The organism is Kitasatospora sp. NPDC040550 (assembly GCF_055594965.1).
This window is the reverse complement of record NZ_JBVIWC010000017.1, coordinates 1-13,087: the sequence shown is the minus strand read 5'-3', so window position 1 is coordinate 13,087 and position 13,087 is coordinate 1. Positions and strand designations below refer to the sequence as shown.

Below are 13,087 nucleotides of genomic sequence, written 5' to 3'. Positions count from 1 at the left end.
GGCGGAGACCCGTCCGGGTGAGACCGGTCCGCCGGTTTCACCCGGACGGGTGACCGCCCGGTGGTGCCGGCCGGGAGCCGGGTGGCAGGGTGGGGGCGCCCGTCCGACGGCGGGCGGCGAGCGATCGGAGCCGACCGTGGGTCCACGGCGAAGCAGCAGTCGCGGCGGAGCGGGCCACGCGCTCGTGCTCGGTGCGGGGATCAGCGGCCTGTGCGCCGCCCGGGCGCTCTCCGGGTTCTTCGAGCGTGTCACCGTCGTCGAGCGGGACACCTTCCCGGAGCCGTCCGACGTCCGGCGCGGGGTCCCGCAGGGGGCACACGTCCATTCGCTCACGCCGGGCGGCGCGCAGGTCCTGGCGGAGCTCTTCCCGGGATTGGTCGAGGAGTTGGCGGCCGACGGCGGCACCCTGGCCGGGGCCCTGGACGAGCTCGACATCGTCTTCTTCGGGTCGCGCCTGCGGCAGGTGCCGCTCGGCCGGGTGCTCCAGGTGAGCCGGCCCTTCCTGGAGGACCGGCTGCGCGAGCGGGTCCGCGCGCTGCCCGGGGTCACCCTGCGGTCGGGGCTGGAGGCCACCGCCCCGATCGTCACCGCCCCGATCGCCGCCGGCCCGGGTCGGGTCGGCGGGGCCCGGGTCGGCGGGGCCCGGCTGGCCCGCCCGGGGGATCCCGACTCCGCCGAGGCCGTCCACGCGGACCTCGTCGTGGACGCGATGGGCCGCGCGGGCCGGGGCGCCACCTGGCTCAGGTCCTTGGGGTACCGGGCGCCCGCCACGGCACGCCTGGTCGTCGACGTCGCCTACGCCAGCCGCCGCTACCGGGTCGCCCCGGGCGCCCTGGGGCGGGCCAAGGGCGTGCTGATCGGAGCCACCACGACCCGCCCCCGCGGCGCGGTCCTCACCCAGCAGGAGCACGACGCCTGGGTGCTGTCGCTCTACGGCTTCGGCAAGGACGACCACCCGTCGGCCGCGCCGGAGCGGTTCCTCGACTTCGCCGCGGACCTGCTCCCCGCCGGGACCCTGACCGCGCTCCGGAGCGCCGAGCCGATCACCGGGGTCTCCTCCTTCGCCTACCCGGCCTCCCTCCGCCGGGACTTCCACCGGCTGCGCCGGCTCCCCGACGGCCTGATCTCCACCGGGGACGCGCTCTGCAGCCTCAACCCGATCTACGGCGCCGGCATGACGGTCGCCGCCCTGGAGGCCAGGGCGCTCCGCCGGTGCCTCGCCGCCGGCCCGGCGGGCCTGCCCCGGCGCTTCTACCGGGAGGCCGCCCGGGCCGTACGGCTCCCCTGGCTTTTCTCCACCATGGCCGACCGGGCCATGCCGCAGGTCCCGGGCACCCACCCCGCCGTCGCCGGCCTGCTGGCGACGGCCTTCCGGGCCACCATGCGTGCCGCGGCCGACGACACCCGGGTCGCCACCGCCGTCTGGAACGCCGTCAGCCTGACCGGCTCACCGGCCGAACTGGCGGCGCCCCGGGTCATGGCCGCCGTACTCCGGCACTGGTCGCCGGGCACCACCCCCCGAACTGCGCCCCCGCGCGGAAAGGACTGATCCCGTGCCGGACTTCGACCCGAGCGAGCGGAAGGCATTCGTCGAACGCTGGGTGACCATGTGGGACTCCCCCACCGCCCCCACCGACGCGATGGAGTACTACACCGAGGACGCCGTGATCGAGGACAAGGCCTTCGACCACACCTACCGGGGCCACCAGGAGCTGCACGAGTACTTCGCCCGGGCCGGCGAGCTCTTCTCCGACATCCGTTCCGTCAGCCAGGGCGTGGTGGTCGGCCCGTCCCACGCGGTGGCCCACGTGCACTACAGCGCCACCGTCCGGGAGCCGTTCCTCTGCCTCCCGGAGTCCAGCCGGGGCAAACGGTTCTCGCTCTCCCTGATGAGCCTGCTCGAGTTCGCCGAGGACGGGCGGATCGCCCGGTCCGTGGACGCCTACGACCGCGCCGGCGTCCTGCAGCAGCTCGGCGTCCTCCCCGACACCGCCTCCGCGCCGACCGCGCCCGGCACGCCCGGCACGCCGTTCACCGGAACCACCCCGTCCGGCTGAGGACTCGGGGCCCGGGTCCGAGGACGGGCCCTCGCCCCCGAGGGAGCGTCAGGGCGGCTCAGGGGCAAGGTCAGGGGAGGCTCCGGAGGCGGCGCCCCCTCGGCCTGAGGGCTGTCCCGTAGGACGTGCTTCGATTGACGGTGGCAGGGCGCCGGCGTACAAGTCGGTGGCGGGCTGAGCAGCGGTAGGGGACGATCACGAGGGCACGGCTCCTCTCGCCGCATGTACCCGAACTCGTTGCGGTGTCCAGCGGTGGGTGCCGTGCTGACGACGGATCGATGCTCGGCCTGGCCCCTCCAAGCCGGGCCGGAAAGGACGCGTGTGTCACTCGCTCTTGAAGATCGCTTGGCCATCACCGAACTGGTCTCGTTGCATGGTCACCTTGTCGACGACGGAAGCCTTGACCGGTTGGAGGAGTTGTTCACCCTTGATGTTGTCTACGACCTCACCGACTTCGGCCAAGAACCGCTGTCCGGGGTGGCTGCCATCCGAGAAGCGGCATGGGCACTGGGTGCCGCCAACCCCGTCGCGCATCACGTCACCAATGTCGTCGTAACGGCCTCGGCAGACGGCCGGGTGCAGGTCCGGTCCAAGGGCCTGGGCATCAAGGCGGACGGCTCCTGCGGTTCCGTCTCCTACGACGACACCGTCGTGCGCACCGCTGATGGCTGGCGGATCAGCCATCGCAAGGTATCGCCACGCCGCACTCCGTTGGGCGGGATGACAAACACCGGCTGACCGGGCACGTTTCGCCTGGTCCTAGTCGGTGCGGGCAAGGTTGTGCAGGTGGGCGAAGACGTGCTCGATACGGGCTCGGACCTTGCGGTGGGAGGCGTTGTGCCCCTCCTTCCGAGCGGGAAGTTCGTCCTGGCCAGGCTGATGGGCTTCGTCTTCCAGTCCTTCGACCTGGTAACGGCGCTGACGGCCCGCCAGCAGATGGAACCGCCGCTGCGGCTCGCCGGGCAGGCGCTGGACCGGGCCGCCGCCGACCGGGTGCCGGCCGCGGTCGGCCTCGCCGGGCGCAGCCGGCACCGGGCCGCCGAGCACCGGCCGTACCACGTCCCGGCGAATCCCGCGACACCATCCCCGGGTTGACCGTCCTCCCCGGGGGGCTCTCCTACGATCGGGCCCACGACGAACGCCGAGGAGGGGTTGCCGGCCATGACCGATGACAGCAGCGGGATCGACCAGTCGAAGCCGAGCATCGCCCGGGTCTACGACTACCTGCTCGGCGGCAAGGACAACTTCCCCGTCGACCGCGAGGTCGGCGACTTCTTCCTCCGCGACCTGCCCGGCTCGGTGGCGATCGCCCTCGCCAACCGCCGGGCCCTGGTGCGGGCCGTGGGCGCGATGGCCGACGACGGCATCCGGCAGTTCATCGACATGGGCAGCGGGCTGCCGACCGCCGACAACGTGCACCAGGTCGCCCGGCGGCACGCCCCCGACGCGCACGTCGTCTACGTGGACAACGACCCGATGGTGCTGGCCCACGGCCGCGCCCTGCTGGCGACCGACGACCGCACCGCGGTGGCCCAGGCGGACCTGCGCGAGCCGGAGACGATCCGGCAGCACCCCGAGGTGCGGCGCCTGATCGACTTCGACCGGCCGGTGGGCGTCCTGTTCAGCGCCGTCCTGCACCACCTCAACGACGACGAGCGGCCCGCCGAGCTGGTGCGCTGGTGGGCGGAGCGGGTGGCCCCGGGCAGCCTGGTGTACGTCTCGCACTTCCGCTCCGGCGCGAACGAGGAGACCCGGCTCGCGGAGCAGAAGCTCCAGGGCAGTTTCGGCCGCGGCCGCTGGCGCACCGACGAGGAGCTGCTCGGCCTGTTCGGCGGGCTCGAACTGCTCGAACCCGGGCTGGAGTTCTGCTCCTCCTGGCGCCCGGAGCCCGGGGGCGGTGACACCGGCGAGCTGACGGTCTGGGAGCGGCTGATCTCCTGCGGCCTGGCCCGCACGTCCTGACGGCCCGCCGACCCGGGCGGGTACGGGCGCGCCGACGGCGCACGGGGCGGGCGCCGTCGCCATCACCACCGTAGTGCCTCCATAGGACCACCGGCTCATCGGTGCGCACCCGCACGCTCTTACCCCCGGGGGTGTCGGGACCCGATCCTGGCTGCGGAACTTCGGTCGCCACCGAACCGTGCTGCCTCCGCAGGCGCGTTCCCCAGGAGAGGAAACCCCGCATGGCCATCGGCATCCGACTGTCGCACGGCTCCGCCGTCCTCGCCGCCGCCCTCCTCGCCGCCACCGCCACTCCGCTCGCCGCGACGCCCGCCCGGGCCGCGAGCCCCATCTGTCTGAGCGGAACGCTCCAGTACGACTACCAGTCGGCCGAAGCCGGCCCGACGAAGCCCACCCGGACCAAGCCCGCCCGGAACGCCGACGCCCAGCTCTGGGGGGCCGAGAAGGTCACCGACACCGCCCACCAACTGACCGCCGACTACCAGCTCACCAACACCACCGACGGCACCTTCAACCTCTGCTACACCCCCACCACCACCACGTCGATGAGCAGCCTGTGGGTGCGGTTCCGCACCGAGAGCGGCCAGTACTGGAAGGTCGCCGACACCACCGGCACGCCGTACACGCTGGACTCCGCCACCCAGAACAACATCGCCGGCAGCACCTCGCTGGGCACCGTCAAGCCCCTCGCCGCCACCTCCCGGGCCTGGCACGCCTTCGACACCGTCAACCTGCTGTACCAGCACCGGAACAACCCCAGCACCGCCTGCTGGTCCTCCCACGAGGCGAACAACGCCTGCACCGAACTCACCGTCCGGTGGACCGCGAACTCGGCCGACGGCCCCTACTACGACCTGGCCGGCACCGTCCACCTGGCCGCCGCCGACCCGGACTCCGAGCACACCGTGCTCCACGAGTCCGGCCACTTCCTGATGCACCGCCTCTACAACGGCGTGTTCCCGGCCGTCACCAACTGCAGCCCGCACTACGTCAACCTGGTCAGCTCGGGCAGCTGCGCCTGGACCGAGGGCTTCGCCGACTCCACGGCCGCCTACCTCCTGGGCGACTACCGCTACGTCTGGCCCGACGGCAGCAGCTACCCCTTCACGTACACCACCGGCTGGAACACCGGGGACCAGGTCCAGGGCAACGTGGACGGCTCGCTGCTCGACCTGTGGAACAACGTCGACGGCGGCTGGAACGGCACCATCGCGATGCTGACCTCGCACGCCCCGTCGACCTTCGCCGACTACTTCAAGAACGACCGCCCGGCGGGCAACCTCTCCACCACCGGCAGCGCGCTCAACTACCTGGCCACCCACACCATCGACTACGGCCCCACCATCGTCGGCGACAACCAGTACCACGGCCTCACCAACGGCGGCGGCCTGGCCCTGGAGCACGCGGGCCAGTGCGCCGGGTCCACCGACGTCGTCGCCGACCTCAACACCTACGACGCCACCCACGCCTCGGAGAAGTGGAAGCTGGACCCGAACGCGGACGGCACCGCGCGGATCTACGACAGCTGCCCGACTCCGCTGACCCTCACCGCGCCCGCCGCAGCAGGCGGTCAGGCCACCCTGCAGCCGTTCAACTCCAGCAGCCAGTACCAGAAGTGGCAGGTCACCCAGAACGGCAGCGGCACCCTGACGATCACCAACCCGGCGACCGGCTACGTGCTCGACAGCGCCTCCGTCAGTACCGGAGCCGCCGTGCTCGTCAACCCGGCCGGCAACGCCAACACCCAGGACTGGGCGACCCTCGGCTGAGGCTCCCGGCGCGCGCCGAGGCCCCCGGGGTCCGCCGTCCTCGCTGCACGGACGGCGGACCCCGGGGGCGGGTGTCGTTCCTACCCGGTCACTGACAGGCCTTGCGGCCGTGGTTCGCCTTCTTCTTCCGCCGGGCCTTCTTCTTGCGGGCGCGCTTGGACATCGTGCTGTTCCTCGTCGTTCGTGGGTGCGGAGTGGGTACTCAGGTGGGTGGGTGGGGTTCAGGCCGCCCGGCCGACCAACTGGTCGGCGAGCTTCACCAGGCGCTTCTGCGAGCGCTCCTCCTGGGCGGCCTGGGCCGTCGGCGCGGCGACGCCGCCGTCGTAGTAGGCGCCGTTGACGATCTCGGCGTCCGGCAGGCAGAGCCGGACCACGGCCGCCGCGCCCTCCGCCGCCGGTGCGCCGACCCGCCCGTACAGCGGCAGCAGCGCGGTGTCGCACAGGCCCGGGTTGAGGCTGACGGCGGTGATGCCGGAGCCGGCCGGCGCCATCTCGGCGGTCGCCATGGTGAGCGCCAGCTGCGACTGGGCGTACGCGGCGACCCGGGAGTACTTCTTCACCCGGTGCGGGTCCGACCAGTTCATCGACGCGGTGCGGTGCAGGGAGGAGGACACGTTGACGATCCGGGCGTCCCCGGCCGCCGAGAGCGGGGCCCGGAGCAGCTTGGCCAGCAGGTGCGCGGCGAGGAAGTTGACCTGGAGCGAGAGCTCGTTGCCGTCGTCGGTCAGGGTGCAGCGCTCGGGCGCCATCACGGCGGCGTTGTTCACCAGCAGGTCCAGCGCCGGGTAGTGCTTCACGACCGTGCCGGCCAGCACCGCGACCTCCGCCAGCTTGGTGAAGTCGGCTGCCAGCTCCACGAGTTGGTCCCGGCGGGCCCCGGCGGCGATCAGCCGGCCCACCGCGTCCTCCGCCTCGGCGGTGGTCCGGGCGTGCACCAGGACGTTCGCGCCCAGTCCGGCGAGCAGCCGGGCGGTCTCCCAGCCGATGCCGGAGGAGGCGCCGGTGACGAGGGCGGTACGGGCGGACAGAACAGTGTCGGACATGACCCATCCAAGGGTGCTGGGCACCGGCGGGGTACGGCGACGGGGCGGCGCGCGGCCGCCCGCGCCGGTGCCGCCGGTGCGAGAAGGGAGGTGGTGCGGGAAGGGAAGGTGGTGCGGGAAACGACCGCCCGCCCCGCCTCGGAGCCGAACGGGGCGGAGGACGGGCGGCGGTGATCGGCACGGGATCGGCGAGACAGCGCCGGGCCCGTACGCGCGGCCGGTGACCGGCGGGAAGGAGCTCGGTACTACCGGACGGCAGTGGCGACCGCGACCGCGACGACGAACCGCGGCCGGCTATGCGGCGGGCGGTCGTGGTGGCGGATCGAGCGGTGCATGCCGTCCATCAAAGCCCGCGCGGGTGCCCGGGGCAAGCTCCGTCACCCGCCCTGACGAACTCCTGACGCTCCCCTGACGCGGGACCACGCGGGACCACGGCGGGACCACTGCGAGACCGCTGCGGGACCACGGCGGGGTTCCGGCTCCCGCCAAAGTTCCGTCAGCAACGGCCCTGCCGCCGCCAGGCTTTCGTCAACGGGCCGGGACCGGCGGCCGCGGCCTGCCGTACTGGACGCATGCCGATCCACCCCGTGCCCGCCCTCGACCGGTCCGCCGTCGAGCGGCCCGGTGCGAGCCTGCTGCCCGCCCACGTCGACCGGAGCGGCCACGGCGGCTGGTGGGCGGACGACCCCGACGCGGTCCGCGCGCTCCTGGTGCACTGCGGGCCGGAACGGCTGCTGCGGGGGGATCCGACGCGCCTGGACCCGGCGGTCCTGTCCCGCTTCGGGCGGGGCCAGTTCCACGCGCCGGACCGCTTCCTGCCCCTGCTCGGCCGGACCTTCACCCACCTCACCCCGTGGGTGCGGGTGCTGCACGTCCACACGGAGCGGCCGCGCCCGGTCTCCCGGCACACCGCGGCCTGGGTCCGCCCACTGGGCGCGGCGGACGAAGTCCGTCTCGACGGCTTCGCCCGGCGCTCGGCCACCCTCGGCCGCCCCGTCGGTCATACGGTCGGTCGATCTGTCGGACACCCCGTCGGCCCGCACTGGATCGCCGAGACCTGGGGCGGCCACCGCGCCCTCGCCGCCGGCGGCTACGCCTGGGGCGCGTTCCTGGGCCCGTACCTGGCCTCGCTGGTGTGCGGCTACCTCGTCGGCCGCGAGCACCTGGACCTCGCGGTGGCCACCGACCCGGCCTTCCGCCGCCTCGACCTGGCCCTCGCCTGCGTCCACGCCGCCACCGCCGCCGCCCGCGCCCGGGGACTCACTCCGACCTGGTCGGCCCCCAGCGGCAACCACGCCAGCCGCGCCCTCGCCGAGGCGGCCGGCTTCCGCCCGGTGCGCCGGGAGCTGGTGCACTGGGCGGGCCCGCCGCGCACCGCCTGACCGCGAGCCCGGCCGGGCGTCCGGCAGGGCCTCCGGCAGGGCGTCCGGACACGGAGCGGCCCGCGCCCCGGGGTGGCGGGGCACGGGCCTTCGGTGGTGGTTCAGCGGTGGTTCAGCAGTGTTCCAGCGGTGGCCGGTCCGGGTTCAACGGCCCTGGAGGGACTTGACGTTGTCGCCGAAGCTCCAGCCCTTCGAGCCGTCCCAGTTGAGCGACCAGGTCATCAGGCCCTTCAACGCGCCGCCGAAGTTGCCCCAGGCCTGACCGACCGAGCCCGGGTCCAGGTAGCCGCCGCCCGCACCCGGCTGGGCCGGGAGACCGGGCACCTGCTTGTCGTACGGGACGGTGACGGTGGTGCCCTGGACGGTGAGGCCGTTGTTCAGGCAGGTGGTCTGGACGGTGAAGCCCTGCACCGTGCCGGCCTGGTAGGAGTCGCCGGAGCAGCCGTACATGCTGCCGTTGTAGTACTGCATGTTCAGCCACCACAGCTGCCCGTTGTCGGCGTACTTCTTGATGATCGGCAGGTAGGCGCCCCAGATGGAGCCGTAGGTGACGCTCCCGCCGGTGACGTACGCGGTCTCGGGGGCCATCGTGAGGCCGAAGCCCTTGGGCATCTGGGCCAGCACGCCGTCGATGATGCGCATCAGGTTGGCCTGGGAGGCGGAGGGCGTCTTGATGTCGCCGCTGCCGGAGAGGCCGGTCTCGATGTCGATGTCGATCCCGTCGAAGTTGTACTTCTTGAGGATCGGGACGACGGTCGCCACGAACCGGTCGGCGACGGTGCTGGAGCTCAGGTCGATGCCGGCAGCGGCGCCGCCGATGGACATCAGGATCGTCGCCCCGGCCGCCTTGGCCTGGCACATCTCGGCGGGAGTGGAGACCTTGACGTTGGCGTCCATGCCGTCCTGCCACAGCACGGTGCCGTCGGAGAGGATCACCGGGAAGGCGGCGTTGATGACGTTGTAGCCGTGCGCGGCGATCCGGCTGTCGGTGATGGGCACCCAGCCCAGGCCCGGGTGGACCCCGTTGGCGGCGCCGTCCCAGTTCTCCCAGTAGCCCTGGAGGACCTTGCCCGAGGGCCGGGGCTTGGTCGGGCAGGTGTCACCGCCCGGCGGGGTGGTCGGCGGCGTCGTGGGAGGCGTGGTGGGAGGCGTGGTGGGCGGGGTCGTCGGCGGCGTGGTCGGCGGGCTGGTGGGGGGCGTGGTCGGTGGCGTCGTGGGTGGAGTCGTGGGCGGCGTGGAGCTGCTGCCGCCGGGGCCGGTGAGCGACACGTCGTCCGCGTAGTACGCGGGTTGCCCGTACCAGCCGTGCAGGTAGACCGTCACCGAGGTGGTGCTGGGCCCGGTGGTGAAGCCGACGCTGAGCTGGCCGTACGAGGCGTTGCCCGGCGCCCAGGTGGACGGGTCGCTGCCCCCGCCGGTGCCGCTCGCGCCCAGGTAGACGTAGCTGCCCTGGACGTAAGCGCTCAACGTGTACTGGGAGTTGGGCTGGACGCTGACGGTCTGAGAGCACTGGGCGGTGTCCTGGCCGGTCGGCGTGGACCGGAGGGCGGCGCTGCCGGAGTGCACCGGGCTGCTGACGGCCGCTGCGGTGCCGGGCGAACAGGTCCAGTTGGAGAGTCCGCTCTCGAAGCCGGGGTTGGCCACCAGGTTGGGGGTCGCGGCCCCGGCGGTGACGGAGCCGGTCACCGCGATGCCGGCGCCGACCAGGGCGGCGGTCCCGACCACGGCGAGCGAGCGGGCCAGCACGGTCGGCCGGTGCCGGCTCCGGGCCCGGTGCGGGCTCGACGCGCGTTCCAGGCCCATCCGGCGCGGTTCGGCGCCGGGACGGCCGCCGTCCGGAGCGGGGTGGAAACCGCCCGACGGGCTTGGGGTTCGCGACCTCCGACGGAACATGCTGTGCTCCCTTCCCGCCGGGGCGCCAGGGACATGACCGACGCGTGGGGGCGTGACGCCCGGCCGTGGGTGAGGTGGGGGACATGTGGGGCTGTGCCGGACCGGATCGTAGGAGGGGAGCCGGAGTTGGTCAATAGGTCTGGACCAATAAGGTCTGGACCGCTGATGGATTGAGCCACCCGGACGGCAGCCGGCCCGCCGCCCCGGGCCGAAACGGCAAGGGCGGCGGGCCGGCGGGGGTCCGCAGTGCGGAGCGGGTGTCAGCCCGTGATCGGCGCCAGCGCGGCGGTCATCGTCCCCGCGATCCCGGAGCCACCGTTGCAGGAGCCGACGGTGGCGTCGTCCAGGGCGTTGACGATGTCGTCCCCGGCCACCTGATTCCCGTTGCCGACGATGACCGCGCCCCCGGTGCGTTCGACCGGGCTGCACTCGATCTGCAGCGCGACCGGCGGCGACCGGCCGTCTCAGAGCAGCACCGCTCCCACCACGGTCGTCGCCACCAGCACCACGATCATCAGCACGTGGTACAGCACACCCCGCTCCGCCGAGCGCCGCCCGGCGGAGGGGTCGAGCGTGAACACGGCCGGGTCGGAGGGATCGTGATGGACCACCAGCTCCCGGCCGTGGGCACCGGCCGGGTTCGGGAGGTCGGTCGGGCAGTACGCCGTGACGGCCGTGCCGTCCCGGGTGGTGAAGGACAGCACCGGGGTGATGGTGGTCGAGGTGTGGCCGTCCTCGTCTACGCTGACGTCCCGGAGCACCGCGACGACCCGGCCGGGCACCGCCTCCAGCGCGGCCAGCCGGCCGAGCCGGGCGGCCTTCTCCCGTACCGCTCCCGGGAGTTGGACGATCCCCGCGACCGCCCACGGGCCGGCCACACCGATCAACGCCCACGGCCACCCCCAGCGGACGGCGGCCAGTGCCACCAGCCCGGCGCAGACCAGGAACAGCGCGAAGGCCGGCCGGCCCAGCCCACGGCCGGGCTGCTCCGGGGCGTCGGAGAACCGGTAGGCGTGCGGGCGGCCCGGCGGGTACCCGATCCCGACCTCCCGGCCCTCCCACGCGGTGGTGATCGTCTCGCCACGTTCCCCGTCGTTGGTGACTGTGACCTCCTCGCCCGAGACCGGGTCCCGGTAGCGGACGACCACCGGGATCCCGCCCTTGCGCGAGCCGCCGTGCCGGGGCTCGGTCACCCGGACGATCCGCCCCGTCAGCCGGACCTTCCGCTGGTCCGCGGTCACCCCGGCCAGCGACCTGCCCAGCCCGACCAGGGCCATCACGGCCCACAGTCCGCACCACACCAGCAGGAACCAGTCCCACCCCATCGCACCCCTCCTCCCGTCCGTACCCCGTCAGCCGCCGTTGCGCCGCAGCACCTGGCCCCGGCCGTCCGCCTCCAGCGTCGCCGAACCGCTCTCGCCGGTCACCGTGATCCTGAGCGTCAGCGCGCCGGTGACCCCGTCCGCGGTCAACTGCCAGCTCTTCGGGGACTGGACGCCGAGGGTGTTCCGGGCCTCCTCCACCAGGCCGGGGACGCGGTCGTACGGGAGGGAGCGCGGATCGAAGGCGGAGGTCTGCGCTCCTCCCGGGGCGAAGACGATCGTCAGCAAGCGGTCCTGCACGACGACGGTGAATGCCCGGCGCTGCTCACCGCCCCGCGTCAACGAGTCGACGGCCTTGCGCAGTTCGCCCTCGTCCAGCATGGACTGCCCCGGGCCGAGGGCGACGGTGCCGGTGGCCGAGGTCACGGTGATCGTGGCGGACGAGGAGGAGGAGGACGTGACGGCCGGTCGGGGCGCGTCGATCCCGTCCTCGACCGTGGCGAGCAGCTCGGTGCGGAACAGCAGGAGCACCGCGCCCGCGCCGAGCAGCAGGCCGAGGACAGCGAGCAGACCGCCCGCACAGCCCGACCCACGCTCCTCCCGCATCGCCGGACCGGGCACCGAGTCCAGTCGGGCTCCGGCCGCGCGCCGCTCCCACTCCGGCGTCGGCCGCTTCACGATCCGCGTCCTCCACGGCCGGTCCGGCGGGTACTCCACCGCCACGACCCCGCGCGGTCGGTAGTCGGCGAGTTCGACCAGGTTGATCTCCTGCTGGATCCCCACTCGGAACGCGGGCGCATCGTCCGGCACCACGCTCAGCTCGAACCGCACCGGAACGTCACTGGTCTCGCCCCCGACCGCCTCCCGCTCCTCGATCACCGCCAGCGCCCGGCTCGGCGCGACGGCCGCCTCCCGGGCCCGGCGCGGCAGCGAGGCGAGGAACACCACCAGGCCGTAGCCGGCCGGCAGCGCGAGCGACAGGACGATCAACGGCGCCCGCCCGAGCACGCAGCCGCTGACGAAGCCGGCCAGCGACGCCCCGATCACCCCGCCGGTCAGGAAGCCGAGGGCGAGGTTGGACGGCGTGTTCTGCGGGGGCGGCCCGCCCGCGGCTGTCGTCATGCGGCCGATTGTGCACATCCGGGGCAGCCGCCGACAGTCCTGCGGATGGCCGGAGCGGTCACAAGCCGATCACAACTCCCGCCCGTTCCTCTCTTCTCGGTGACGGCTGCGCCACCGGACGAAGCCCGGCGGAGCAGCCGTCACCAGCCGTCAGCGGTCAGCGGCGTCAGCGGCCGTCAGCTGTCGGCGCGCAGCCCCGCGTGTGGGCGGAGCCCCGGAGCGGGGAGGGCCGCGGTCGGTGCCGCAAGCGGCTATGCGCTGCTCACAGTTGCTTGTAGTTTGAGATACATGAACAGTTGTGAGCAGTGTGGGAGCCACGCGTGACCGTCATCGATCATCTCGCCCTGTCCCGCGCCCGGCTCGTCCTGCCCGGCGGTGTCGTCGACGGCGGCCGGCTGGCCGTGGAGGGCGACCGGATCGCCGCCCTCACCGACGGCACGAGCGGCGGGGAGCCCCGGCCCGGCGACCTCGACCTGACCGGCCACACCGTCGTCCCCGGCTTCGTGGACCTGCACGTCCACGGCGGCGGCGGCGCCT

12 protein-coding genes and 2 pseudogenes are annotated in these 13,087 nt (G+C 73.4%); 8 read left to right on the top strand and 6 right to left on the bottom strand.

Annotation, left to right across the window (positions count from 1 at the left end):
• The first annotated feature begins 136 nt into the window (after window positions 1-136).
• The 3 genes from ACZ58X_RS24185 to ACZ58X_RS24175 all read left to right on the top strand — a co-directional run bounded on the left by ACZ58X_RS24185 (window position 137) and on the right by ACZ58X_RS24175 (window position 2,795).
• Window positions 137-1,549 (top strand): hypothetical protein, encoded by a 1,413-nt coding sequence (locus ACZ58X_RS24185; protein WP_470335683.1) that lies wholly within the window; start codon window positions 137-139, stop codon window positions 1,547-1,549.
• Window positions 1,550-1,553: 4 nt separating this feature from the next.
• A complete protein-coding gene (locus tag ACZ58X_RS24180) occupies window positions 1,554-2,057 on the top strand; it encodes an ester cyclase (protein WP_470335682.1) in 504 nt (167 codons plus the stop codon).
• A 345-nt stretch (window positions 2,058-2,402) separates the two neighbouring features.
• A complete protein-coding gene (locus tag ACZ58X_RS24175; protein WP_470335681.1) occupies window positions 2,403-2,795 on the top strand; it encodes a nuclear transport factor 2 family protein in 393 nt (130 codons plus the stop codon).
• A 45-nt stretch (window positions 2,796-2,840) separates the two neighbouring features.
• Here the strand turns inward: ACZ58X_RS24175 and ACZ58X_RS24170 are convergent.
• Window positions 2,841-2,930: pseudogene (locus ACZ58X_RS24170) on the bottom strand (IS5/IS1182 family transposase); the annotation flags it as partial.
• Here ACZ58X_RS24170 and ACZ58X_RS24165 point away from each other — a divergent pair.
• The 3 genes from ACZ58X_RS24165 to ACZ58X_RS24155 all read left to right on the top strand — a co-directional run bounded on the left by ACZ58X_RS24165 (window position 2,895) and on the right by ACZ58X_RS24155 (window position 5,788).
• Window positions 2,895-3,152, top strand: coding sequence for a hypothetical protein (locus tag ACZ58X_RS24165; RefSeq protein WP_470335835.1), 258 nt, complete (start codon window positions 2,895-2,897; stop codon window positions 3,150-3,152). The pseudogene ACZ58X_RS24170 and the gene ACZ58X_RS24165 sit on opposite strands and share 36 nt — an antisense overlap.
• Window positions 3,153-3,218: 66 nt before the next feature.
• Entirely contained in the window at window positions 3,219-4,019 is an 801-nt protein-coding gene (locus ACZ58X_RS24160) for an SAM-dependent methyltransferase (protein WP_470335680.1), read from the top strand.
• A 221-nt stretch (window positions 4,020-4,240) separates the two neighbouring features.
• Complete coding sequence (locus ACZ58X_RS24155) at window positions 4,241-5,788, top strand: RICIN domain-containing protein (RefSeq protein ID WP_470335679.1); 1,548 nt, start codon at window positions 4,241-4,243, stop codon at window positions 5,786-5,788.
• A gap of 88 nt (window positions 5,789-5,876) precedes the next feature.
• Here ACZ58X_RS24155 and ACZ58X_RS24150 read toward each other — a convergent pair whose 3' ends face one another.
• On the bottom strand, window positions 5,877-5,951 hold the full coding sequence (locus tag ACZ58X_RS24150) for a 50S ribosomal protein bL37 (protein ID WP_465655890.1): 75 nt from the start codon (window positions 5,949-5,951) through the stop codon (window positions 5,877-5,879).
• 58 nt (window positions 5,952-6,009) lie between these two features.
• Complete coding sequence (locus tag ACZ58X_RS24145) at window positions 6,010-6,831, bottom strand: SDR family NAD(P)-dependent oxidoreductase (protein WP_470335678.1); 822 nt, start codon at window positions 6,829-6,831, stop codon at window positions 6,010-6,012.
• A 572-nt stretch (window positions 6,832-7,403) separates the two neighbouring features.
• Between ACZ58X_RS24145 and ACZ58X_RS24140 the strand changes: the two genes are divergently transcribed.
• Complete coding sequence (locus tag ACZ58X_RS24140) at window positions 7,404-8,213, top strand: GNAT family N-acetyltransferase (protein WP_470335677.1); 810 nt, start codon at window positions 7,404-7,406, stop codon at window positions 8,211-8,213.
• A gap of 144 nt (window positions 8,214-8,357) precedes the next feature.
• On the opposite strand, the gene ACZ58X_RS24135 is transcribed toward ACZ58X_RS24140, so the two are convergent.
• From ACZ58X_RS24135 to ACZ58X_RS24125, 3 genes are all read right to left on the bottom strand, one after another.
• Window positions 8,358-10,016 (bottom strand): carbohydrate binding domain-containing protein, encoded by a 1,659-nt coding sequence (locus ACZ58X_RS24135; RefSeq protein ID WP_470335676.1) that lies wholly within the window; start codon window positions 10,014-10,016, stop codon window positions 8,358-8,360.
• 554 nt (window positions 10,017-10,570) lie between these two features.
• The gene (locus tag ACZ58X_RS24130) at window positions 10,571-11,431 is read right to left on the bottom strand and encodes a DUF3592 domain-containing protein (protein ID WP_470335675.1); all 861 of its coding nucleotides are present in this window, start codon (window positions 11,429-11,431) and stop codon (window positions 10,571-10,573) included.
• A gap of 27 nt (window positions 11,432-11,458) precedes the next feature.
• A complete protein-coding gene (locus tag ACZ58X_RS24125) occupies window positions 11,459-12,550 on the bottom strand; it encodes a hypothetical protein (RefSeq protein WP_470335674.1) in 1,092 nt (363 codons plus the stop codon).
• Between the two features lie 320 nt (window positions 12,551-12,870).
• On the opposite strand from ACZ58X_RS24125, the pseudogene ACZ58X_RS24120 reads away from it, so the two are divergent.
• Window positions 12,871-13,087 (top strand): annotated as a pseudogene (locus ACZ58X_RS24120) (N-acetylglucosamine-6-phosphate deacetylase); the annotation flags it as partial.